Genomic DNA, 24,526 nt, shown 5'->3' on the forward strand with positions numbered 1-24,526 from the left:
AGCCTTATGAAACATTTAGTGTGGCTAGTACTGCTAACTACTGGGTTTGCTCAGGGGCAGACGAATCAGTTGTACCTACGCGGCGGCTTGAGCCGATCGCACTTTACGGGAGAAAGTGCGTCTTCAAAAACGCAACTCTGGACGAGTAATGAAATGATAAATCCTGGCAGTTGGCCGCCTAAAACGACCTACGCAACCAACTTTCTAGGACGTAGATTTCAATCCGGATTTATGGGCGGTTTGGGCTGGCGGCATCGGTTGAGTACGCACTGGGCCTTTCGTACGGAGCTGAATTACGAACAAGCCGGGGGAAGAATTGATCCATTGCGAAATACGCCAATGAAACAGATCGCCTACGGTCCACCGATTCGTTTCCTCCGGGATCTCATCAGCCTGCCCCTAGTGGCCGAATACAGTCAGTCCCTGAGTCCCCGCTGGCGGCTCTATGGATTCGCAGGACTACAAATAGCGTATCAATTAAAGGCTTTGGAAAAAGGAAGAATTGACGAACCCTGGAGGTCCAGTCTGCCTACATTTTACGAATACACGTATAACCGGAATGAAACCTACCGACAGACGGATTTCGGCGGCCTTCTGGGCCTGGGTACGCAGGGCGAATGGTTTGGTCAGCAGGTAGGCTTGGAAATTCGGTACCAGACGGGTTTGTTAAATGTGGTTAGTCCCACCATGACCGGAAAGCAACGGGGTCGTATGGAATTCTTTCAGGCCTCTGTTCTTTACTACTTACCCTTATGAAGCAAATTCTATTCTTTATCCTGTTGAGTAGCTCCGTGTATGCTCAGGTGAACCAACGCCGGGGGTATACGAACCATACGGAGATGGGTATATTACTGGGCCGGGTAGCGTTCAACAACCAGCCGGCCATAAGCAAAGCCAGTTTTTCAGCACTGACTTTTAACGGATACCGATTCATTCCCGCTTTGGCCGTAGGACTCACGGTCGGCGTGGATGCGTATCGAACGCAAATGATTGTACCGCTATCGCTCGGGTTACGGGGCGATTTCCTGAAAAATCAAAAAGTGACGCCTTTTTACGCTATTGACGTCGGCAAGGGCATGACTGGGCTGATCAAAAACAACACGCTTTCCTATAAGCGAGGCGGTCTTCACCTGAACCCGGCTTTGGGCTTACGCTTTGCTACGGGAGGCGGTTCGAGTTTGAGCTGGAGTGTAGGGTACAAACGTCAGTTGTTATCCAGCGGTACCGAAAACGGCTACGGCGAAGGCGTATACTATGATTATGCGTACAATCGCTTCTCGATGCGAATGGGAATGAGCTTTTGAATCGAAAAGAGCCGGTTTACGCCGGTTCCTGTTGACTTTTTATTTGGTGTTAAGGCGAACAAGCCCGGAGTCTTTGCTCCGGGTTTTGTATTGCTTACCAGCGCCATTCTTTGCCGAGCATAAGTTCGTCCTTCAAACCCTGTTTTTCCAGAAACGCTTTCGTTTGTTCAAAAGTAAGTTTACGAGCGGGTAGTTCGGGTGCATTCGCCAGGGCGTACAACATCATGGCCGTGTAGCGAACCGTATTACGCAAGCCTTCTTTATCCACTTTATCAAACGTATCCAGATTGGTGTGGTAGGTACGACCTACCGTTGGTGGTAAATGACCTAGCGGCGTTAGCGTCGGAATACCTTCCAGCATAAAAGGCTGATGATCGGAATGTAAACCGGCCCGATTCATGATTTCATTTTTATAGTTGGGCTCTACGGCCTGAATCTGAGTGCCTATCTGGTTGCAAAAAGCTTCCATGGCGTCCCAGCCAGAAATATTCATCCCGGAAGGCTGATTGGTCATATCCAGATTAATCATGTATTGAATGCGGTCCAGCGTATTGGTCTGTTTGGCGGTCTTCACGTAGGCTTTAGATCCTAGCAATCCCTGCTCTTCACCCATGAATAAAACGAACTCTATCGTCCGGCGGGGCTTCAGGTTGAGTTTTTTCAGCGTACGGGCAATGTCCATAATCGCAAAGGATCCCAGGCCGTTGTCAATAGCTCCCGTAGCCAGATCCCAGCTGTCGAGGTGGGCTCCGATGACGATTTTATCTTTACTTCTTCCCTTGAGTGTCGCTACGATGTTTCGGGCCTGTACCTTCCGACTGTGGTTTCGCATCTCAACCAGAGCCATGAGTTTTTCTTCCGTCATCCATTCCCGAATCCGCTGACCGCTTTCCAGCGAAATACAAACGGCTGGAATGGGAATCAACGAACCGGTTACGGAAGCAGTACCCGTTAGCAGTACATTTCCCGGAACGGTATTCACCATCACAATACCCGCGGCTCCGTACCGAGTGGCTAGAGCTGTTTTTTCCGAGCGGTGCAGATTTTTCGTTCCTGGAGCGGCTCCCAGTAATCCAAGGTTAGTCAATACCACCCGACCCGAGATGCGGGCTTTCTGAGCTTCAAAATCGGCTTCCAGACCATTGCCAACGTCAACAAGATCCGCACTTACATTTGCCTCCAGAGGGGAATGAGCCAGAGCTACGACGGGAATGTCCTGAAAATTGTCGCTTTTGCGGGGAGCAATGGCCAGGGTTACCGTATCACGACTCCAGGCTTCCAGATCGAAAGGCTGGTAAGACACGTCACGAAAGCCGTAACTTCTGAGTAGATCGTACGCATAGGTTTCCGCTTTTTGCCCGTTAGGACTACCCGTAAGCCGATGTCCGATTAAACGAGTAGCCTCACCCAGTTTCTCGTAAGCCTGAGAACGCTCGTCAACTTCACTATTGATTCGGCTAAATACGCTACCAAGCTCATCGGGAAGAAGAGTTGAGGTGAGACAAGCCAGCACCACTGCGACCAAGGCGTAGCGGTATAAAGGGGATTTCATCGTGGGTATACAGTTCAATCGTTAAGGAATGAGAGTAGGCTTGTGACAAAAACCGTGCTTGCGGATAGGAAAGTTCACTGATTTGCTCCCATGGACGAACAAAAATAAACATTACAACTAGCTTATACAGAGGTTTGAAGGCGATTATCAAAAATAAATTTTCAAAAAAAGCAAGCAAAATCTTGACGAGGGCACCTGTTTATGCTACTTTTGCAATCCCAAAGCCAAAGATACCGAAGTGGTGGAATTGGTAGACACGCACGTTTCAGGGGCGTGTGTCTTTACGGACATGCGGGTTCGAGTCCCGCCTTCGGTACCACTTTACGAAAAGCCCGCTTCAAGCGGGCTTTTCGTTTTTTATGCCTCTTCTTTGACACAATAAAAAAGCTGTCAGCGAGAAGCTGACAGCCTAGTATACGTACTGCGTTAAAGACGTCTTTCTATACTTCTACCCCATTTAACCCTAAAGCACGAGCCGTCCGATCGCGGGATTTTTCCAGTAGAGCCGCATCTTTAGCTAGCGATTTTCCGTAGGAAGGAATCATTTCGCGTAGCTTTGACTGCCAAGCTTCGGAGCTTGATTTTTCAGCGAAACAACGCTTGAGTAAATCCAGCATGATAGCAACGGACGTGGAAGCCCCCGGAGAAGCTCCTAACAGGGCAGCAATAGAGCCGTCAGCGGCACTAACGACCTCCGTACCAAATTCCAGAATTCCGCCCTTTTTGGGGTCTTTTTTAATCACCTGTACCCGTTGACCAGCCACTTCGAGTTTCCAGTCTTCCAGGCGGGCCGAGGGCATATAATCTTTAAGAGCGTTCAGACGATCTTCCGGTGACTGACGCACCTGATCGATCAGATACTTGGTCAGCGGAATATTCTGAATACCTGCCGCCATCATGGGGCCAATGTTGTTCAGCTTGATTGATTTGGGTAAATCAAGGTACGAACCATTCTTCAAAAACTTCGTTGAGAAGCCAGCGTAAGGTCCGAAAAGCAATGCTTTCTTTCCATCAATCACCCGCGTATCCAGGTGAGGCACCGACATCGGAGGCGAACCAACGGCTGCTTTGCCGTATACTTTAGCCTGGTGACGTTCGATAATGGCCGGATCTGTACAAACCAGCCACTGACCGCTTACGGGGAATCCACCGAAGCCTTTTCCTTCCTTGATTCCTGATTTTTCGAGTAAGTGTAGCGAACCGCCACCCGCTCCAATGAATACGAAAGGCGTCAGTAAGTCACGCTTTTTACCACTCTTCCGGTTTTTTACCTCCACTTTCCAGCGACCGTCGCGTTGGCGATCAATATCGCGAACTTCATGATTGAGTGAAAGTGATATGCCAGGCAAACCTTTCAAATAGTTAAAGATACGCCGGGTAAGTTCACCAAAATTGACATCGGTACCAATGTCCATTCGGGTAGCGGCGATTTTTTCATTCGGGTCACGCCCTTCAGTGATAAGCGGAGCCCACTCGCCGATCTCTGCAGGATCTTCGGAGTATAGCATACCCTTGAAGAGGTGATTCTTCGTCAGGGCCTGATACCGTTTCTTCAGGTAATCCACATTGTCATTCCCCCAGACAAAACTCATGTGCGGTGTATTGACAATGAAGTCCTGCGGTGAAGTAACAATATTTTTTTCCACTAAATACGCCCAGAATTCGCGAGATAATTCAAACGACTCGGCAATCTTAATGGCTTTGTTAATTTCAACGGAACCGTCGGGTTTTTGCGGGGTATAGTTCAATTCGCAGAAGGCCGAGTGACCCGTACCCGCGTTGTTCCAGGCATCGGAACTCTCCGCAGTCACTACATCCAGGCGTTCAAAGATTTCAATCGTCAGGTCGGGTTGTAATTCTTTGAGCATCATCCCCAGGGTGGCACTCATAATCCCGGCACCAATCAATACGACGTCAGGGTCATTATTTACAGATTTTTTACTGGTATTCATAGGGAAATACGGTTACTTTCAATGGAATGAATCGGAGCCTTTCCGTTATGCTAACAAGTTTGTAATCAATCAAGTAAAGAAGTTCGTGCCAGGTTTTATCCTTGCTAATTACTCCTCCGGCAGAAAGCACTTAAAATGGGCTTTCAAAAATATCGGTTATCCACAAAATTTTAATCCTTTTACCGCAGGATGTTGGTATTTTGTTATAGTTTCTCCTGAAAAAAGGCTTGTAGACCCTTTTGAATACGGTTTGAATTAGACGTACACACGCGTCAAAAGAAAAACCAAGTATTCAACTTTCCTTAGTACGGAAGAGTTTTCGAAAACGCTAATAAATACATACCAGCTTCCGGTTTGTACCCGTGGATCCTTCCCCACAAGCACCTGATTATCACAAATTGTAGACGTTGAAAGTTCCGGAAAACCCTGGAAAAAGAGAGGAGTTTTCAGTTGTTAGTTTAAAGTTTTCAGTTTGGAGTTACTGGGGTGGATTTGTCAGCCAATGAATGGTTAGCTTACTGATTATTCCATGGGTTGCAATGCGAGGATCCTATCCCCTAGCCTCAAACCTTCAACTTCAAACCTGAAATAAAAAAACTCCCTTCCAAAGCGATTTGGAAGGGAGTTTTTTATGGAATGCAAAAGCAATCTTATAAGTCGATGGCTTCGCCGTAAGCTGCTTCCGTAGCACCTTTCACCGCTTCTGACATCGTCGGGTGCGGGTGAACCGTACGCAGGATTTCGTGAGCCGTTGTTTCGAGCTTACGAGCCGCTACTACTTCAGCGATCATTTCCGTAACGTTGGTACCGATCATGTGAGCACCTAGCCACTCGCCGTATTTGGCATCGTAAATTACTTTTACGAAACCATCACGGGCACCGGCTGCGGTTGCCTTACCAGAAGCTGCGAAGGGGAATTTACCCACTTTCACATCATAACCCAGTTCACGGGCTTTCTTTTCAGTCAGACCTACAGAAGCAATCTCGGGTGAGCAGTAGGTACAGCCCGGAATGTTACCGTAATCCAACGCTTCGGTATGGTGACCGGCAATGTGCTCAGCACAGATAATGCCTTCAGCAGTAGCTACGTGAGCCAAAGCCTGACCGGGTACACAGTCGCCAATCGCGAAGAAACCAGGAACGTTGGTTTCGTACCATTGATTAACCGTGATTTTACCTTTATCCGTAGCGATGCCTACGTCTTCCAGACCAATGTTTTCAATATTGGCTACGACACCAGCTGCAGAAAGTACCACGTCAACGTCGAAGAATTTTTCTCCGTCCGGTGTTTTTACTTTCACTTTGCAACCTTCACCGCTCGTATCCACTGATTCAACGGCCGAGTTGGTATAGATGTCGATACCAAGTTTTTTGTATTGCTTGGCCAGTTCTTTCGATACGTCTTCGTCCTCAACGGGAACAACGCTCGGCAGAAACTCTACGATGGTTACTTTCGTACCCATGCTGGCGTATACGTAAGCGAACTCCACACCGATGGCTCCTGAACCAATGACCAGCATTGATTTAGGTTGCTTTTCGAGGGACATGGCTTTGCGGTATTCGATTACCTTTTCGCCGTCGATTTTGATGTTGGGCAACTCACGAGCCCGACCACCCGTAGCAATTACAACGCCTTTCGTAGCCGTGTAGTCCGTTTTTGTTCCGTCAGCGGCGGTTACTTCAACCGTTTTGTTGGCTTTTACTTTGCCGTAACCCATGATGACGTCGATTTTATTCTTCTTCATCAGGAAAGCTACGCCTTTGCTCATGCTAGTGGCAACACCCCGTGAACGGCTAATGACAGCACTGAAATCAGCGTTGTAAGATCCGTCCTGAATCGTAATGCCGTAATCTTTGGCGTGTTTAATATATTCAAAAACCTGAGCAGACTTTAAAAGAGCTTTTGTCGGAATACAACCCCAGTTGAGGCAGATCCCTCCGAGGCTTTCTTTCTCTACAATTGCGACTTTCATGCCCAGTTGGGAAGCACGTATGGCAGTAGGATAACCGCCAGGGCCGCTTCCTACTACGATCAAATCATACTGTTGAGCCATTGTTGCGAAATCTTTTTAAAAGGTTTGGGCCGAAGCCACACAAAAATAGAAGAAAACCCGCTGGAAAGAGTCTTCCAATTGGAAGTTTCCCAGGAGAGCAAAATCAGAGATACGGTATAAAGGCGTTTTTTGGGAGATAAACCCCTAGAAAATACCCTCCCTTTTAACAGCAAACATAGGTAAAAAGGTTTCCTTCGCTCACCCGTACAAGGGGTGGCAATCGGTGCTGAAACACACGGACTTAGAAAGGGACTAAAACTTAGGACAGGCCAGTTCTCGCTTGCGTTTACGCGGGTAGGGCTTGGGGTCGAATAGGGCGTCGAGCGTATACGAAATGGATAATTCGTGGGCTCCGCCCGAAGCCATACTCAGGGTGGAAATGGTGGCGTCGTAACTGTATCCAATGGAAAAGTTGTCTTGTCGGTAGCCCACCAGAAAAACCAGGGCATCATGATTGTTCAGGCCGCGATCGTACTGCTTGATGGGAATACCCCGGTACCAAACACCCAGCGTCAGCGGATCGTAGGTCATATACAGTCCTAAATCCAACTGATCAAATTTGCCCTGTTTTTTGTAGAGAATGGCGGGGGAAAGACTGCGTTCGCGTCCCATGTCGGCTCCGAGGCCATTGCCCAGCTCCCAGCCCATTAGCGGAATTTTAAAGCCACCCTGCAAACTGATCTTCATGGGTAACCGCTCAGGTGTAGCCGAAAACGACTGATTCGGACGATTGAGGTGATGAACCGATATACCCGCCCAGAACTGATCGGAATAAGTTAGTAAGCCACCCGAAAAATCCAGGTAGTTGATGCGAGGACCCGTATCGGCTACGGGGTCATTATAGATGGGCGTAACGCCGCCCGTACCGTTAAGGTCGTAGTTGAAAACCAGGTTATAATAATTGACGCTCCGGTTTACGTACGAAGCCTGAATCCCCGCCCGTAACCGTACAGATTCGCTCAAGCGAGCCTGGTACGCGTATTGTAAGCCTACATCCAGGGTACGCAGGTTGCTAAACTGGGCGTCGTTCATGACCATCAAACCCACGCCGGAATTGATCTTGTCCAGATACGTATCCACACTGGCAATGGTCGTTACGTAGTTGGCGTTAAGGGCAGGCCACTGATTACGGTAATTGAGGGTAGCACGCGGAGCCAGAGCCGAGCCCGCAAATGCCGGATTCAGGTACAGCGGAGCCGCGTAGAACTGCGACAGCTGCGGATCCTGGGCCTGCGTTTGCAGTATACTCACGAGCACAACGGCGACTATAAGGAGATGTTTTATCATGGCGTACAACCAAAAACCAGACTCATCAGATTAAGGGGTCATTCAGGTTCGGTAGAAAGTTGGGGCGTGCGGGAAAATCGGCTTCCTAAAAAATCCGATCTAGCGAAAAATTTTCAAAAGTTCGGCAAGTTGCATAAACCTTCACAAAATTTGTAGTAGAAGTTTCCGTTAATTTCCAGGAAATTGATCCACGAAAAAGTAGCCGTTCGAACCAACCTCTCACCGAGCGTGTCTTCTTCATCGAAGGTTAAGAAACCAACGTCGAAAATTTCAACGTACTCATCTCGTGATTCGTCTCTTGCTACCGCCACCGCAAAGACCTTTCCCGATCTACGTCGTTTAAAACGTAAATAAAGCCACATCGGGTATGATTCGAAAGATATATTTTACGGTGCTTCTATGGATTACCTGCTTTCTGGTCGCCCAGGCTCAGACGGTCAAGCCGTCGATTCGGGTAACCGGTCGCAAGTGCGAGCCCGAACAGGGCTGCGGTGGGGACTCCACTCGCTTTGAAGTAACGGGCGTGACGGCTACCAGCTGGCAGTGGACCTTTGAGGATCCCAATACTTCTGATCCGCAGGCGAAGAGTTCAACGAAAGCCAAACCCGCCCACCTGTATTTACAGCAGGGCTCGTACCGGGTTTCGGTACGGGGAAAACTAGCTTCCGGAGCCGAGTATTCAACGGATACAACCATTAAAATTTCTACCCTTCCCCCCGCTTTTGAATTTTTTCAGGGCAAAGAAGATACGACCATTTGTAAGGGCAGTGAGTTAGTACTCGACCCCTACGATTCGCGTTTTTTTCAGGGTACGCCCCCAGCCGAAGGTACCGTGAAGTACTTATGGTATCCCAGCGGTGACACTACTCGTACGCTGACGGTGACCGAAAAGGGCTGTTATTCAGTGGAGATCATGAACGGCGATAGCTGTACCGTAACCGACCGCATTAACGTCAAGATTTGTGGGGAAGCTGACCAGCAGGCTTCCAAATGGTACTTTGGCTCGAACGCCGGGATTAGCTTCGAAGGCGGACAACCGACAGTCATTACGGACGGAAAGATTAATACGCCCGAAGGAAGTTCATCGATTTCCGACCGGAAAGGCAACCTGCTATTTTATACCGACGGACGAAAAATTTATGATAAGGACGGCAACGTCATGACATCCCGGGATGCCAGCGATACGACGAGTTTGAGCGGTAGTCCGAATTCGACGCAGGCGGCCTTAATCGTTCCGCAACCGAGTTGTCGGGGCTGCGAAACAATTTATTACGTCTTCACGACGCGGGATGTGAATGACTCACTAAAATGCCTGGAATACTCCCGAGTGGATATGCGAGGAAATGGCGGAAAAGGGATAATTCTGGATAAAAATAATCCGACGGGTGAGTGTAATGTTAGTGAACGCCTCACCTCCATCGAAAATCCAAAAGATTCTACGTATTGGGTGCTTTCCCACGGGCTTGGTAATAGCAAATTCATTCTAAAGCGGCTGACCAAGAGTGGTCTGGAAGATGCGGATTCGCCGGAAATTGGTATTCCGCATACTTCGAAATATCAGGGCGAAGGCCAAATCAAATTTGCCAGCTCGGGCGGTAAAATGGGTGTGGTCATTCCGGGTTCCGACGGCAGTAAGAATTACGCAGAGATTTACAATTTCAATGATTCCACGGGAGCGATCACGCCACCCCCAATTACGCTGGATTTAGGCCCTGCCCCGCCGTCTGCGTACGGGATTGAGTTTTCGCCCGATGGGAAACAGGTCTATGTGTCATTACGGGGCAATGACAGTACCGAATCCATTCTCTATCAGTACGACATTAGTAATACGGATTCAACCATCATCGCTTCGACCCGTATTGAAGTAGCTCGTTCCGAAAAAGAATTTGGTGCCTTACAGTATGCTCCCGACGGTAAAATCTACATGGCCGTCAAAGGCAGTCAGTACCTGGGTGTGATTACGCCGCCTTCGGCTGATTCAACGGACGTGGAGTTTGAGTTGGACGGTTTCAACCTGGGAGGGAAATTAAGTCAACTGGGTTTGCCCAACTTCGTACAAAGCATTATTGAGCCGCCTTCAGGTCCGGGGATCAGCGTCGCAGATGTCTGTTTTGGCGAACCCATTGAGTTTGGTACGGGACCCATCTGCGATCCGCTGAAAGATAAGTACGAATGGGATTTTGGCGATGGAAAAGGAAAATCGACCCAGCAGTCGGGTCAGTATACCTACGCCGCTGCGGGTACGTACACCGTTACCCTACGGCAGTACAATGATTGTAAAGACACCACGATGACGCAACAGGTGACGGTCAATCCCACGCCCATTGCTAATCTGGGACAGGATCTGAATGTGTGTGCTAAAAGTGTCGTACTCGATTCCAAAAACAACTTCCCCAACAGTCAGTACATCTGGCAACGTAACGGCCGGATTCTAGCTGTGGATAGTACGGCTTCCAGTATTCGGGTGGATTCTTCTGGACAGTATGTTGTGTTCGTACTCATCGGCGATTGTTTTAGCTCCGATACTATTCAGGTAACCCTGGAAACGCCACCCAATTACAGTCTGGGGCCGGATCAGAAGCTTTGTACGGGAAAAACGCTGCAATTGGATGCCCTGCCGGGCGGTTCGTCGTACCTCTGGAACACGGGAGCCAATACGCAACTGATCACGGTTGATCAGGCGGGCAATTACTCGGTGGTCGTCACGATTCCGCGAACGAACGCAATCAGTTGTGAAGTATCGGATACGGTACGAGTTGATTTGTTGCCCCTGCCGAATGTGAGTGTAATTCCTAAAATGTCGTTGTGTCAGCCGAATAACCAGACCATTACGCTTACCGGTGGACCTAATGACCAGTTCCGCTATCTATGGACGCCGGGCAGCGAAACGACACGGGTGATTTCCGTCAATCGAATTGGAACCTATACCGTAGAGGTGAGTACACCGGACGGCTGTAGCGAAGCACATAACATTGAAGTGATTGATCTGTGTGACCCGCAGATTCTCGTACCGGACGCCTTCTCGCCCAATGGCGATGGGCAAAACGATCGCTTACAGGTCGTGACCAATCATATTTCGGATCAGGATTACGAATTCCGGGTGTACGACCGCTGGGGTGAAATGATTTTCCGTACCACGGACCGTAAAGAAAGCTGGGACGGAACCTACAAAGGCCGTACCTATCCGCCGCAGAGTTATGCCTGGGTGGTGCAGTACCGCAGTACGTATTACCCCGAGCGAGGCATCAGTACCCAGCGGGGAGCGGTACTGCTGGCTAAATAAGTTTTCAGAAAGCCTTTTAAAAACGGTCAGCTTTTTCGCTGGCCGTTTTTATTTTTGAGTAAAACATCTACGCCTGTTAAACCGATGAAGCGTATTCTTTCTGTGCTCCTACTGCTCGTCATCAGCACGTCTTTTATGCCCGCCCGAAAACTAGTATGGGCCGATGAATTCAATACCGACGGAGCCCCCGATCCTAAAAACTGGACCTTTGAACAAGGTTTTGTTCGGAATGAAGAATTACAGTGGTACCAGCCCGAAAATGCTCACTGCGAAAAAGGGTTACTGATTATGGAAGCCCGGAAAGAAAATAAGCCCAATCCGAACTACGAAGCAGGTAGTACCGAATGGCGAAAAAGTCGCAAGACGATTGACTATACCGCCGCCTGCTTGATTACCAAAGGTCTGCACCAATGGCAGTACGGACGTTTTGAAATGCGGGGAAAAATTAACGTAGATCCGGGGCTATGGCCCGCGTTCTGGACGCTGGGCGTCAAGGGCGAATGGCCTTCCAACGGTGAAATCGATATTATGGAATATTACCGCAATACGTTACTGGCCAATGTGGCCTGGGCTACGCCGACGCGGTACAAAGCCAACTGGAATTCAACGAAAGTACCGCTCAGTGATTTTAAGAAAAACTGGGCGAATCAGTTTCACATCTGGCGAATGGACTGGGATGAGAAAACGATCAAACTGTACGTAGACGATCGCTTGCTACTGACCTCCGACTCGCAGAAAACCGTTAACCCCGACGGCTCCCACCCCTTTGATCAACCGCATTACTTGCTACTGAATTTAGCTATTGGAGGCCAAAACGGCGGCGATCCTTCCCAGACAACCTTCCCCGCCCGCTTTGAAGTGGATTACGTGCGGGTGTATCAGTAGCGATTTGTTAATGATCCGGACGCAACGGCTCGCGTCCGGATCGGAATGCTGGTGAAGGACCCTAACGCTATGCCTAGGTTTTAATAAAGAACCCACGCCTACTGGCCTTCACAAAAGCGTCAACCGAACTAAAATCCAATGGAGTTTCCCCCGTCTACCGGTAGCGATACACCCGTGATGTACGCCGCCGCTTCGGAGGCCAGAAAAACGGCGGCGTAGCCAATATCGCTGGGTTTACCGAAACGATTCATGGGGGTACGGCGTAAGGCCCGGTTCATACGATCCGGATCGCCACTCATGGCCGTTTTCATCATAGCCGTTTCAATGAATCCGGGAGCAATGGCGTTGATGCGTACGTTATGCGGCGAAAACTCCGAAGCCAGAATTTTGATCAGTCCCGATACGGCCGTCTTGGAAGCTCCATACGCCGCCACACGATCAATGCCGTAATAGGCGGCCATCGACGTGATCATGATGATGCTACCGCTCCCGCGGGTAATCATTCGGCGGGCACACTCGCGGGTAAGCGAAAAAACGGCATTCAGATTGGTTTGAATGATTCGCTGAAACTCTTCATCGGTTACTTCCAAGGCCGGTTTTTTCATGTTAATACCCGCGTTGTTGACCAGAATATCAATCGGACCTACCTGGCTTTCAATGTCCGCTACGAATTGGGGAAGCTTGCTCAGGTCGGTTACATCATTCACGAAATAGTAGGCACCCTCGCCCAGCTCCTGTATGGTCTGGCGGAGTACTTCTTCCCGCCGTCCGGTGATGACTACGGTAGCCCCGGCTTCTTTCAGACAACGCGTAATTTCCAGTCCGATGCCACTTCCACCCCCCGTAATGAGGGCAATTTTATTGCTTAAAGAGAAAACCTGCATACTTCAGAACGAATAGAGATGATAAGGTAAAAAGAGCGAACGTTCTACTAGCTGGGCAGCGACTGGAGAATAGCATATTCAACGCCGCGTAATTCAGCCAGTCCACGTAATCGACCAATGGCCGAATAACCCGGATACGTTCGTTTGTTCAGGTCATCCAGCATCTGGTGCCCGTGATCCGGTCGCATGGGCAGAGTGGTTTCCCCCTGACCCGTTTCCTGACGCCGCTTTTGTTCCAGCGTCAAGGCCCGAATGACCGCCACCATGTCGACATCCCCCGACAGGTGCCCAGCTTCATGGAAATTCAAAGGATTGTCTTCGCGTTTCGTAGCCCGTAAATGCACAAAATGAATCCGTGAACCCAGCCGCTGAACGATTCCCGCCAGATCATTATCGGGGCGTACGCCCAGCGAACCCGTACAGAAGGTAATCCCATTGGCCACGGAATTGTAGGCTTGGCAAAGCTGTACCAGGTCGTCTTCCGTACTCACGACCCGGGGTAGGCCGAGCAGGGGCTTTGGCGGATCATCGGGATGAATACAGAGCCTGATGCCTACTTCTTGGGCAACCGGAGCTACTTCCCGAATGAATTCGTAGAGATTCGCTCGTAGCTCGGGGGCACCAATGCTTTTATATGCATCGAGTTTGCTTTGGAAAGTTGCCAGTTCAAAGGCTTCTTCAGAGCCGGGTAAACCGAGTAAAACCGTATTGGTCAATCGGGTACGTTCTTCAACCGACAAACGCTGGAATCGTTCGTAGGCACGTTGCCGAACGTCAGGTTCGTAGTGGTTTTCGGCTCCCGGTCGTTGCAGAATGTACAGATCGAATAAGGCAAAATCTTCCCACACGAAGCGTAAGGCTCGCGAACCATCGGGCATCTGGTAATCGACATCCGTTCGTGACCAGTCAAGTACGGGCATGAAGTTGTAACAAACGGTCGAAATCCCACAAGCCGCCAGGTTTCGTAACGAAGTCTTGTAGTTTTCAAGAAACACATGACGAGAAGGTAAGCCTTTCTTGATGTCTTCGTGTACAGGCAAGCTTTCGACAACGGCCCAATGCAGCGGGGTAAACCGGTCGTTATCTGCTTCAATGCGTTGTTTTCGTTCCAGAATCGCCTCCACGGACCAGACTTCACCTACTGGAATCTGATGCAGAGCGGTGACAATACCCGTACACCCAGCCTGCCGGATGTCCATGAGCGAAACGGGATCCTGCGGCCCGAACCACCGCATGGTTTGTATGAAAGCCATAACTTAGTTTCTGTTTATAGCAAAGACCAGTTTTTTTAGTCCTCACCTTACTCATACGATAGAACGGGCGAATGAATATCAACTACAGAACAGCCCAAACCGTATACAGCACTCGTGCCCAGCCCGTAAATTTCTGATAAAGGAACAGGGGATAAACCAACTTTAAACGGCAAAAGCAGGCATTATAAAAGAAATAAACTAGCTATATAACAAGTGTTATATATACTAAAACTATTGATGCTCTTATTGCTACTAATTAGAGATTTAGTGTAAGAAATTTACTCAATTTTTAAGTCGTATTTACGCAGCAGTCCGGCTAAACTTTCGGATGAAAATCTAGCTTTTTTAACCAGGTTCTGTTCGGGATCAATCGTGAAGTTATACGCCGTTAAAAAGTTGACCTGATCGAGTTTGGTTTGTGAAAAAATAGCATTCTCCAGATCGCATTCCTGAAAATGGCTACCCGTTAGTATACTACCCGAAAAATCAACACTCTTTAACGAACATTTGCTGAACAACGTCTTGATTATCTTCTTGTTACTGAACAAAGCGAAGTCTAGTTTACAGGCTTGAAAGCTTACACTAAACATACTACTTTCGCAGGCAGTAAAGTTTACGCCAATCAGCTTACAATCCCGAAACGTAACCCCATTTAATACCGAACGATTCAGCGGTACTAAGGCCATATTACAACCCGTAAAGGTACAATCCGTAAAGCGATTACCCGAAAAATTACTTTCCGTGAAATCACATTGCTGAAAAACACAATTTTCAAATTCTTTATTGCGGATCTCCTGGCCCGAAAAGCTGCGTTTTTCAAAAATTTCGTCCTGATAAAAATCTAAGTCCATTTCAAAAAAAATTTCTTGAAGCTTTGCTTCAAAGGTCAGACATAAAAAACCCGCAACGCTGGGCTGCGGGTTTTTATAGACGATCCAACGGAGTATATGCTTAGAAGTCTTCGTCCAGAGCGAATTTGTTCGCATCTTTTTCCTGCTGGTTGGCCATGACGCCAGCTTTCTGGTACTCACCTACGCGTTTTTCAAAGAAGTTAGTTTTGCCTTGCAGCGAAATCATTTCCATGAAATCAAAAGGATTCGTCGCGTTAAACTGCTTCTCAAGTCCTAAGGCTACCAGCAAACGATCCGCTACAAACTCGATGTATTGATTCATCAAGGTAGCGTTCATACCAATCAGCGATACGGGCAAAGCGTCGGTTACGAACTCTTTTTCGATCGCTACGGCGTCCAGAATAATGTCGTAAACGCGTTCTTTCGGTAGCTTGTTGACGATGTGATTCGTGTAAAGCATACAGGCGAAGTCACAGTGTAAGCCCTCGTCCCGTGAGATCAGCTCATTAGAGAAGGAAAGCCCCGGCATTAAACCCCGTTTCTTCAGCCAGAAGATGGAACAGAACGAGCCCGAGAAGAATATGCCTTCTACGGCCGCAAAGGCAATGAGCCGTTCCGTAAAGTTGTCACTGTTGATCCATTTGAGTGCCCATTCCGCTTTCTTCTGCACGCATTCGATGGTATCAATCGCCCGCAGCATCTTATCTTTTTCGGTAGGGTTCTTGATGTAAGTATCAATTAGTAACGAATAGGTTTCTGAGTGGATGTTTTCCATCATAACCTGAAAACCGTAGAAGCACTTGGCTTCCGCGTATTGTACTTCACTAAGGAAGTTAACGGCCAGGTTTTCGTTGACAATTCCGTCGGAAGCCGCAAAAAAGGCCAGCACGTGTGAGATGAAGTGACGTTCACCGTCGTTGAGGTTCTCCCAGTCCTTCAGGTCCTGGCCCAGGTCAATTTCCTCGGCTGTCCAGAAAGAGGCTTCGTGCTTTTTGTACATCTCCCAAATGTCATGATGTTTGATGGGAAACAGTACAAATCGCATGGGATCTTCTACCAGTAGCGGTTCATTACCAATATGCTCCTGAGCCATAGCAGTTCAATTAAATGTTTAAGAAGTTTTATCAGACGTGTTACATTATGGCGGCAAGTAAAACGCTGATAATCAGAGTTGGACTGTAGCCATTAAAAACGGCCTCATTCAGGCCGTTAGGGTTCAGCATTGGTGCTGAACTGTCAACAAAATTAGGGCTTTCAGCGGGGGATACAAGGAATTTTTTAAAGAAGAAAAATGCATTTTTGGGAACCTTTTTGCAAGGCCCAAAGGGTGTGGGAATTACTCCTATCGTTTCTTGCAATAAACGTAAAAATATCTTTTTTGTACGTGTTTGCCCAGCCAGACATAATCCTATACGAAGGACCGGTATGCTCCTTGGGTGTACACGCCTTGCAAGACAAAGTGCGGATCAAACAAGACCAAGCTGGCCTCGTATCCGGCTGCAATACGTCCCAACTGATGGTCCTTCCCAATAATCTGGGCGGGATACAGCGAGGCCATCCGTAAGGCTTCCTCCAGCGGGATACCCACTTGTTCAACGGCGTTGGCAACGGCCTGCATCAGGGTAAGTGAGGAACCAGAAAGGGTACCGCTTTCATCCTCAAAGCGTTGCGTAACCGGGTTGAAACTAAACTTGTACTCGCCCCGTGTATCTTCCGTAACGGCGTCCGTAATGAAAAACAGCCGATCACCCATGAGCTTATGAGCAATGCGTACGCTGGCAAAATCCACGTGAATACCATCGACAATGATGCTGGCTCGCACGGATGAATCGAAAGTGGCTCCGAGTAAACCGGGTTCGCGACTATTGAAGGGCGACATGGCATTGAACAGGTGCGTTACGAGTCCTATTCCCTGTTGAAAAGCTTGCATCGCCTGTGGATACGTAGCATTGGAATGCCCTGCGGAGAGTATGATTGGACTTTGCAGGAGCCAGTCCAGGACTTCTGGATCCGCTTCTTCCGGAGCCAGCGTCAGAAATAGAGGTAGATCACCCGCCGCTTCGACGAGTTGTTCGAGTTCAGCAATGGTCGCTTTCCGAATGTAGGAAAGTAAATGGGCCCCGCGTTTGACCGGATTGAAGTAAGGACCTTCGAGATGAAGCCCTACTAAGCCCTGACCGCCCTGTTGCCGGTACGTACGACAGGCGGCAATGGCGGCGAGCATGCCCGTTAAAGGGCCGGTATGGTAGGTAATCTGAAAATGGGTGGTTCCACCAGCGAGATGTTCTTCGTAGTTCTTCTGAATGGCTTCGGGTGTAGGTTCGGTCGTGAATAAAGTGCCTTGCCCGCCGTACACCTGAAGTTCGACAAAACCCGGAGCGAGTACGGCCTGCTGACCGTCGATCACAGTAGCCGTTTCGGGAATGGAATCGCTTAAACCAAGAATGGTCTGGTCGTCGATTAGCAGATGTTGATGCTCAATAAAGGCAGAGCCCGTGAAGATACGGACGTTTGTAAAGGCAAAGAGGCTCATAACCACCGTGTAGTTGAGCCTCAAAGAACGTATGTAAAAGGGATTTTTTAATCCAGAAAATTAGAAAATAATAGAAATCAGGTAGGCCATCAGGGCCAGCCACAAGAAAGTAACCAGAGGTACACCAACGATCCAAACAACAACATTAAGCCAATTGTACGAGCGAGGCTTTTTTCTTGCTTTTTTCATTGGAATACTAACCGATTGATTGTTTTTAAGGTCGATGTAGGTAGGTGCCGTTACCATAGTAGAGCAAAACTAAAACGTGAAAAAAACAACTTCGTATGTCAATGTTACCCCGTTTTTTTAGGTACCCGGAATTGCTTTCGATGAATTACTACTTTTTCACGTAAAACGTCAAGAAACGCCTTCCAATGGAAAAGTTGCGTAAAACGGCGAATACCAAATGAAGATAAACATGTGAGTAAGCGAGGCGAAAAATCGTCTCGTCAAAGGCCCGGAATGCTACAACTGAGTGGCGGCCAGTAAATAGAAGAAAAGCCTCTGCAATATATAGAAAATTACTTAATAGAAATGACCGAACTTAAGGAAGATATGCCACTTTCATTGAAAGTTTCAATAGCGAAACTGTACGAAACACCTATATTCAGAGCCCGTAACTCCAACGTACTGGGCTGATCATTCCAGATTTGATAGGTCTGGTACAATTTATCAGGAGCAATGCCCCAGCGAATATTATATCCCACGGCTCCGGGCACCTTTTCCCAGCGAATATTGGCATTTCGCTCATCTTTTTGTCGAATTACCCGGAAATTTCCCGGGATGGCGGGTTGTTTTCCACTCCCTTTTCCGAACACCCGAACATCGCTAATAGCTAAATGGGGACCGGCCGTGTAGCCATGTTCATACCGAATGTACCGCGTGCGAACAGGCTGAGACAGCTCAATGTATGCACAGGCTCGATCCCGTTTCTTTTCTTTTGATAAATCCGTGAGCAATTCCCATTTCTTTCCGTCGAGTGAATGGAGCAATGTAAACTGCGTATAAACGGTCGAATCGCTATTATAGACGTTGTTTTTATAGTCGGTGTAGTTTACCTGTACCGCCCGAACATCCGAGGGCTGCTGCAAATCAATCGTTAGCCATTCACCGGCCCGGTTCTGGCGAGCCACCCAGTAGGTACGTGGATTTTCATCCGTGACGAGCTCGGCTCGCAGGGTGTCCTTTACCGAAGAGGCCGTCACGGGTTTGCGGTACGAAAGCAGCATCCAGCCCGTAAACAGCTCGTCTTTACGCTGCCATTTCTTGGTAGGCAAATAGTGCGGGAAATCGCCGAAACGTGTATTGGCGTACATCTGGTCGTCGGCATCAAAGCCCGCCGGAAACATAGCCAGTCGGCGTTCCATGGGCCAGTTTACCCCAATCCAGGGCGTGCCGGTATTCCAGTAATTACCATAGTTATCCTGAAACGTATTGCCATGTCCCGCTCCGTTCATGAAGCCGCCGGGTTTGTACGAAATCGGATTGTAGGGAGCGTACTCCCAGGGGCCTAGCGGATCTTTTCCCACGTAAGTACCGGTAGCATATACGTTGTACTCGGTGCCAGGTGCTCCATACTGCAGATAATACTTTTTATTATATTTAGTCATCCAGGCTCCTTCCACAAAAGGCTTCATTAAATCGGCGTGATTCGGGCCGAAACGTTCCCAGCCGTGCTTCCAGGGATCGAGCCAGAACATGGATTGGTACGGACCCGCGTAAGTCAACCGGCGTTTGGGATCGAGTTCGGCTCCGAAAATGGGATACACATTCGAAGAACCCCAGTACATGAACCACTTGTCGGTGTCTTCATCGTGAAAAAGGGCGGGGTCCCAGGGACCAATGTCTTTGGGTAAACGCGGTAGCCAGCGGTTATAGAAGTGGAGTTTCCCTTTTTCAGGGGCTACGGAATACAGAATAGGCCGCTGCTCGAAGGTTGACTGAAACAAGAAAAGCGTATCCCGGACCGACAGGGCGGCCGGGGCACACATATCCTCGAAGGGCCATTTGTCGGGCGTTATAAAGTCCCAGTGCGACAAATCGTTGGAATGCCAGTACCCGCCCGAGATGGTTACGAACAGATAGTACTCACCTTTATGATTAACAATCACCGGATCGGCTCCCGAGCGGTACGAAATCTGTTCGTTGAGCTGCTCGAAATTGTACCGATAGCCAATGTCCATCGGATTACAGTACGTACGCTGGGCATCACTCGAAAAGCTGCTGAACAATAGGAACGTTGTAGCGAGCAAAACGGATAAGAAGCGAAGCATAGGTATTCGTATTCAAAGGGTTTAGTTTTCGAAATTACGAATTTTTTAGATTGAATCCGTTTCAAAGAGCAGTCGCCAGCGTCCAGATGTGCACTTCCCGGCAACCCTTTTCAAGCAGAACCTGAGCACACGCTTCCAGCGTAGAGCCCGTGGTCACGATATCATCAATCAGGGCAATTCGCTGATTTTGTATGAATTCAGGCTGCGTGATGGTAAAGACCTTGGCTACGTTCTGAACGCGTTCCCAGCGGGTTTTACGGGTTTGGCTGGCCGTAGCCATTTCTTTCTTCAACAGTTGATTCGACCAGGGAATTTCCAGTAATTGTGAAAGCCCCTCGGCAATGCTGTCGCTCCGGTTGTAGCCCCGTTGTCGCTGGCGGCTTTCGTGTAGCGGAACGGGTAGTAGCAAATCCGCAGTCAGGCTCGCTGCTTTCAATTCCACGCCGAACAGACGGCCCAGCAAGGCCCAACTTCGGGTTCGTTATTGTACTTGAGCTGGTGTAAAAAATGCTGGACTTTCCCTCCCTTGCGAAACTTGAGGTAGGCATGAACACTGGCCACGGGGATTTTTCCGGCGAACTTGTCGGCTACGATCGAATCGCCCGTTTGCCAGCTACGGGTAACGGGCAAATCAAAGCGGCAGGTGGTACAGAGCAGGTCTTCGCCTTCGGCCAGCGTTTGCTGACAGTCCAGACAAATGCGTGGAAATAACAAGGTCCAGAACGACTGCCAGTAGCTTTTCATGATTGGGGTGAGTTTTTCGGCTAACTTCGCCGGGAAAATCAGAAGGAATTGCACCGTTTAGTAAATGCATCGCGTAGCCTTCTAAGTAGCACGCTTCACAATCAATCAACAGACATGGCATTAGTTGAACAATTCGACGAATACCGCAGCCGGATGAACGAACGCATTCTGGGCTCGGATAATCTGATTATCAAACGCTTATTCAACCTCGATACGAATACTTACGCCGAAGGAGCGGTCAGTAGTAAGACTAAGGAACTCATTGGACTGGCCTGCTCGATGGTACTGCGTTGCGATGATTGCGTAAAGTACCACCTGGGCAAGTGTTACGAACTGGGGGTTACCGAGGCCGAAATGCAGGAAGTATTCTCTATCGCTACGGTCATTGGCGGTACGATCGTCATTCCGCACCTGCGGCGAGCCGTTGAATATTGGGACGAATTGCAGAAAGGTACCGAGTAACGTTTTTCCGAACGTTTCGAGCCGTTTTTACTGTTAGCAAGGGTATGAAACAAGAATTAGAAGATCAGGATTGGGAACAGTTGTTGGATCAGCTGGAAGGCATGATCGGCAAGCGTCCGGCGGATTTGAATGGCGTTCTGTTTTTGATTGGCGTACAGGAATTGGGCAAAGGCCATCAGTTCTTTACGAAAGAACAAAAACAGGATTTGATGCACATTGCGGTTTGTAAAGTGTTGAGTTATAGTGGCTATTACGAACTCGAAGGTCTGGATGCGGATGGCTGGCCGCATTGGAAGCTGGTACAGCCCCTGCCCTTTGTCGACTTGCTTAATCAGGAAACCCTGCTCAAACAGCACGTACTGGAATACTTCGAACGCGAAGGCATTATATAGCTACGGAAGAGAGAAATCTCTTCCGTTTTCCATTTTCCCCTATGAAATTACTTACGTACAACGTCAACGGCATTCGTTCAGCCCTGACGAAAGGTTTTGCGGAATGGCTCCAGAGTACCAACGCCGATGTAGTGGCTCTACAGGAAGTAAAATCGGAGATTCATCAGTTTGATCGCACCATCTTCGAAGACCTGGGTTATCAGCTGTACTGGTATCCGGCGGTGAAAAAAGGGTACTCCGGCGTTGCTATTCTGTCCAAGCACACGCCCAAACACGTGGCATACGGTTGTGGAAACGCGATCTATGACGACGAAGGCCGCATCCTGCGGGCCGATTTCGATGATTTTTCGTTTATGAGTCTGTACCTGCCTTCGGGATCGAGCGGGGACATGCGACAGGCATTCAAGATGGAATTTTTGTCTGATTTTCAGGAGTACATTGATGACCTGAAAAAGGAGATCCCGAACCTGATTATTTCGGGGGATTACAACATTTGCCACCAGCCGATTGATATTCATAACCCGAAGTCCAACGCCAATTCGTCCGGCTTTCTGCCCGAAGAGCGGGCCTGGATGGGTCGTTTTCTGGAAAGTGGATTCATTGATACCTTCCGGCACTTTCATCCCGAGCCGCATCAGTATACCTGGTGGAGCTTTCGGGCCGGAGCCCGTAGCAAAAATCTGGGCTGGCGGATTGATTACCAACTGGCGACGGAACCGTTACGCGAACGATTGAAAGACGCAGCCATCTGGTCAGACATTAAACACTCCGATCATTGTCCGGTCATGCTGGAGTTAACGACGAATCACGCGTAGCTAACTAGTAGCCATCCACAACGGTTAAGGCCAGAGCCGCCGTATACGCAAAGCCAATGGTGAGCAGTACGATGCCCGTACCCGCCAGCAGGCCCGTAATCAGTCGAAGCGGATTATTGCTTTCCCGCCACTGCCAGTATTGCGTGAAGCTATCGATGAGCAGGGGAATGATCAGTACTACCGACCAGAAGGAAGCGAGCGGTCCCAGCCAGAGGCTCAAGAGAAGGCCTATTCCGTAACCCACATATAATCCTGTACAACGGGCACATACCGGAAAAGGACGACCTTTCCAGAAAAAGGAACGATCAGGGCGACGATGGCAGGCGAACCACATAGGATGAACAAGACTTTTTAGAATCAAACGTTAAGCAATTAAAAAATCTTTGGTGTAGAATGGGTTTACTGCAGAAAAACTTCTATATCGCCAATGGTTCCTATGCTCTAGCCCGTTATGAATCGTACCGCATTTTTCGATCAGTTACCTACGCAAACCTTTGATGTTTGTATCATTGGCGGAGGAGCCACCGGAGCGGGCTGTGCTCTTGACGCTGCTTTACGGGGCCTCAGCGTGTGTCTGATTGAAAAAGAAGATTTCGCGGCTCAAACGTCCTCCAAATCTACAAAACTGATCCACGGCGGCGTTCGGTATCTCGAACAGGCCGTCAAGCAATTGAGTCCAGATCAGTTTCGAATGGTTCGTAAAGCCTTGCACGAACGGCGTACCCTCCTGCAGAATGCTCCGCACCTGACTAGATCCTTACCCTTACTGACGCCCTGCCGAAGCTGGCTGGAAGGCATGTATTACAGCATCGGGCTGAAAATATACGACTGGATGGCGGGTTCACGAAATATTCAGCCGAGCCGCTGGTTATCTAAAACACAGGTACTCGAACACGTTCCTCAGCTCCAAACCGAGCATTTACACAGTGCCGTCTTGTACTACGATGGTCAGCTGGACGATGCCCGTTTTGCCCTGGCGCTCATTAAATCGGCGGCAAAAGAAGGAGCGGTCGTACTCAACCATACCGAAGCTCTGGCTTTTGGCTATTCAAAATCCGGTAAAGTGCGGAAGCTGGAAGTAAAGGATACCCTTAACGGCCATACCTACGACATTCAGGCGAAGGTATTCGTGAATGCAACGGGGCCTTTTTCGGATCAGATCCGTACCATGGCCAATGCGAAGTCACGACCGCGTATCCGCGTGAGTCGGGGTTCTCATATTGTACTGGAAAAAAGCCACCTGCCGGGCAATACCGCTATTCTGGTGCCTAAAACCGACGATGGGCGGGTACTATTTCTCATTCCCTGGAAGGATCAGGTCCTAGTAGGTACTACCGATCTGGAAGATGAACTGAGCGATACACCACGTCCGACGCTGGCGGAGGAGAAATACCTGATGAGTTACGTGAATCGGTATCTGAAGACACCCATTACGGAAGCGGATATTCGAGCGGGTTTCACGGGGCAACGCCCCCTGATTGAAGCCATCTTTGCCAAGGATACGAAATCACTGGTACGCGATCATGAAGTAGAGGTAGATGATAAAACCAAGCTCATCAGTATTTTGGGCGGCAAATGGACGACCTATCGCCTCATGGCCAGCGATACGATCGACGCGGTTTGTGAGCAATTGAAGGTGAAGAAGGACTGTTCCACCGAACAGTACCGGCTGGCGGGTGGTGAAGCCTATACACCCGATTTATTTCTGAAACTCCAGCAAACGTATGGTTTAACGGAAGAAGTGGCTCGGCATCTGGCCCGTACCTACGGAACCGAAGCAATGGATGTACTGGCCTTAACGCAGGAAAATCCGGATTGGAAACAACCGCTGGTGGCTCCGCACCCGTTTATTCAGGCCGAGGTAATCTTCGCCCGCAGACAGGAAATGGCCTGTACGCCCGAAGATCTCTTGTACCGTCGCCTGGGTCTGGGTTTAATTGATGCGGAAGCTACCCAACGCGTGTACCCATTGGTCGAACGGTTATTGCAATAAAAAAGGCCC

Annotated in this window: 21 protein-coding genes and 1 tRNA gene; 9 read left to right on the top strand and 13 right to left on the bottom strand. The window is 49.0% G+C overall.

Annotated features, from left to right (window positions below):
- Positions 1-6 precede the first annotated feature (6 nt).
- Both C5O19_RS24060 and C5O19_RS24065 read left to right on the top strand, forming a co-directional pair.
- Entirely contained in the window at positions 7-756 is a 750-nt protein-coding gene (locus C5O19_RS24060; protein ID WP_104715915.1) for a porin family protein, read from the top strand.
- Positions 753-1,304 carry a hypothetical protein gene (locus tag C5O19_RS24065; protein ID WP_104715916.1) on the top strand — a complete coding sequence of 184 codons (552 nt, stop codon included), beginning with the start codon at positions 753-755 and terminating at the stop codon, positions 1,302-1,304. Before C5O19_RS24060 ends, C5O19_RS24065 begins: the two co-directional genes overlap by 4 nt.
- A gap of 94 nt (positions 1,305-1,398) precedes the next feature.
- Here the strand turns inward: C5O19_RS24065 and C5O19_RS24070 are convergent, their stop codons facing one another.
- On the bottom strand, positions 1,399-2,856 hold the full coding sequence (locus C5O19_RS24070; RefSeq protein ID WP_104715917.1) for a M20/M25/M40 family metallo-hydrolase: 1,458 nt from the start codon (positions 2,854-2,856) through the stop codon (positions 1,399-1,401).
- Between the two features lie 232 nt (positions 2,857-3,088).
- Between C5O19_RS24070 and C5O19_RS24075 the strand changes: the two genes are divergently transcribed.
- Positions 3,089-3,175 (top strand) — tRNA-Leu (locus tag C5O19_RS24075).
- Between the two features lie 121 nt (positions 3,176-3,296).
- Here C5O19_RS24075 and C5O19_RS24080 read toward each other — a convergent pair.
- From C5O19_RS24080 to C5O19_RS24090, 3 genes are all read right to left on the bottom strand, one after another.
- Entirely contained in the window at positions 3,297-4,808 is a 1,512-nt protein-coding gene (locus C5O19_RS24080) for a malate:quinone oxidoreductase (protein ID WP_104715918.1), read from the bottom strand.
- Between the two features lie 650 nt (positions 4,809-5,458).
- Positions 5,459-6,862, bottom strand: coding sequence for a dihydrolipoyl dehydrogenase (gene lpdA / locus C5O19_RS24085; protein WP_104715919.1), 1,404 nt, complete (start codon positions 6,860-6,862; stop codon positions 5,459-5,461).
- Positions 6,863-7,114: 252 nt separating this feature from the next.
- A complete protein-coding gene (locus tag C5O19_RS24090; RefSeq protein WP_104715920.1) occupies positions 7,115-8,149 on the bottom strand; it encodes a PorP/SprF family type IX secretion system membrane protein in 1,035 nt (344 codons plus the stop codon).
- A 367-nt stretch (positions 8,150-8,516) separates the two neighbouring features.
- Here C5O19_RS24090 and C5O19_RS24100 point away from each other — a divergent pair, with 367 nt between their 5' ends.
- Positions 8,517-11,432, top strand: a complete 2,916-nt coding sequence (locus tag C5O19_RS24100) for a PKD domain-containing protein (RefSeq protein ID WP_104715922.1) — start codon at positions 8,517-8,519, stop codon at positions 11,430-11,432.
- Between the two features lie 84 nt (positions 11,433-11,516).
- The gene (locus C5O19_RS24105) at positions 11,517-12,317 is read left to right on the top strand and encodes a glycoside hydrolase family 16 protein (RefSeq protein ID WP_104715923.1); all 801 of its coding nucleotides are present in this window, start codon (positions 11,517-11,519) and stop codon (positions 12,315-12,317) included.
- Between the two features lie 128 nt (positions 12,318-12,445).
- Here the strand turns inward: C5O19_RS24105 and C5O19_RS24110 are convergent, their stop codons facing one another.
- The 8 genes from C5O19_RS24110 to C5O19_RS24150 form a co-directional block, all read right to left on the bottom strand.
- Positions 12,446-13,201, bottom strand: coding sequence for an SDR family NAD(P)-dependent oxidoreductase (locus C5O19_RS24110; RefSeq protein ID WP_104715924.1), 756 nt, complete (start codon positions 13,199-13,201; stop codon positions 12,446-12,448).
- A 47-nt stretch (positions 13,202-13,248) separates the two neighbouring features.
- Positions 13,249-14,454 carry a mannonate dehydratase gene (gene uxuA, locus C5O19_RS24115; protein WP_104715925.1) on the bottom strand — a complete coding sequence of 402 codons (1,206 nt, stop codon included), beginning with the start codon at positions 14,452-14,454 and terminating at the stop codon, positions 13,249-13,251.
- Between the two features lie 278 nt (positions 14,455-14,732).
- On the bottom strand, positions 14,733-15,305 hold the full coding sequence (locus tag C5O19_RS24120; protein ID WP_104715967.1) for a pentapeptide repeat-containing protein: 573 nt from the start codon (positions 15,303-15,305) through the stop codon (positions 14,733-14,735).
- 100 nt (positions 15,306-15,405) lie between these two features.
- Positions 15,406-16,398 carry a ribonucleoside-diphosphate reductase small subunit gene (locus tag C5O19_RS24125; RefSeq protein ID WP_104715926.1) on the bottom strand — a complete coding sequence of 331 codons (993 nt, stop codon included), beginning with the start codon at positions 16,396-16,398 and terminating at the stop codon, positions 15,406-15,408.
- Between the two features lie 315 nt (positions 16,399-16,713).
- Positions 16,714-17,838, bottom strand: coding sequence for an N-acetylglucosamine-6-phosphate deacetylase (gene nagA, locus C5O19_RS24135; protein ID WP_104715928.1), 1,125 nt, complete (start codon positions 17,836-17,838; stop codon positions 16,714-16,716).
- Between the two features lie 521 nt (positions 17,839-18,359).
- Entirely contained in the window at positions 18,360-20,111 is a 1,752-nt protein-coding gene (locus C5O19_RS24140) for a discoidin domain-containing protein (protein WP_104715929.1), read from the bottom strand.
- A 61-nt stretch (positions 20,112-20,172) separates the two neighbouring features.
- On the bottom strand, positions 20,173-20,574 hold the full coding sequence (locus tag C5O19_RS24145; RefSeq protein WP_104715930.1) for a ComF family protein: 402 nt from the start codon (positions 20,572-20,574) through the stop codon (positions 20,173-20,175).
- Entirely contained in the window at positions 20,544-20,855 is a 312-nt protein-coding gene (locus C5O19_RS24150) for a hypothetical protein (protein ID WP_133163443.1), read from the bottom strand. The genes C5O19_RS24145 and C5O19_RS24150 overlap by 31 nt, the downstream gene beginning before the upstream one ends.
- A 114-nt stretch (positions 20,856-20,969) precedes the next feature.
- Here C5O19_RS24150 and C5O19_RS24155 point away from each other — a divergent pair, with 114 nt between their 5' ends.
- The 3 genes from C5O19_RS24155 to C5O19_RS24165 are packed head-to-tail and all read left to right on the top strand — an operon-like array spanning position 20,970 to position 22,524.
- Positions 20,970-21,317 carry a carboxymuconolactone decarboxylase family protein gene (locus C5O19_RS24155; RefSeq protein ID WP_104715932.1) on the top strand — a complete coding sequence of 116 codons (348 nt, stop codon included), beginning with the start codon at positions 20,970-20,972 and terminating at the stop codon, positions 21,315-21,317.
- A 44-nt stretch (positions 21,318-21,361) separates the two neighbouring features.
- Positions 21,362-21,709 carry a hypothetical protein gene (locus C5O19_RS24160; RefSeq protein WP_094813023.1) on the top strand — a complete coding sequence of 116 codons (348 nt, stop codon included), beginning with the start codon at positions 21,362-21,364 and terminating at the stop codon, positions 21,707-21,709.
- Positions 21,710-21,750: 41 nt separating this feature from the next.
- A complete protein-coding gene (locus tag C5O19_RS24165; protein WP_104715933.1) occupies positions 21,751-22,524 on the top strand; it encodes an exodeoxyribonuclease III in 774 nt (257 codons plus the stop codon).
- Between the two features lie 4 nt (positions 22,525-22,528).
- On the opposite strand, the gene C5O19_RS24170 is transcribed toward C5O19_RS24165, so the two are convergent.
- Entirely contained in the window at positions 22,529-22,858 is a 330-nt protein-coding gene (locus tag C5O19_RS24170) for a DUF2085 domain-containing protein (protein WP_104715934.1), read from the bottom strand.
- 117 nt (positions 22,859-22,975) lie between these two features.
- On the opposite strand from C5O19_RS24170, the gene C5O19_RS24175 reads away from it, so the two are divergent.
- A complete protein-coding gene (locus C5O19_RS24175) occupies positions 22,976-24,517 on the top strand; it encodes a glycerol-3-phosphate dehydrogenase/oxidase (RefSeq protein ID WP_104715935.1) in 1,542 nt (513 codons plus the stop codon).
- Positions 24,518-24,526 lie beyond the last annotated feature (9 nt).

The sequence above is a fragment of the Siphonobacter curvatus genome, from assembly GCF_002943425.1.
GTDB classification, from domain to species: domain Bacteria; phylum Bacteroidota; class Bacteroidia; order Cytophagales; family Spirosomataceae; genus Siphonobacter; species Siphonobacter curvatus.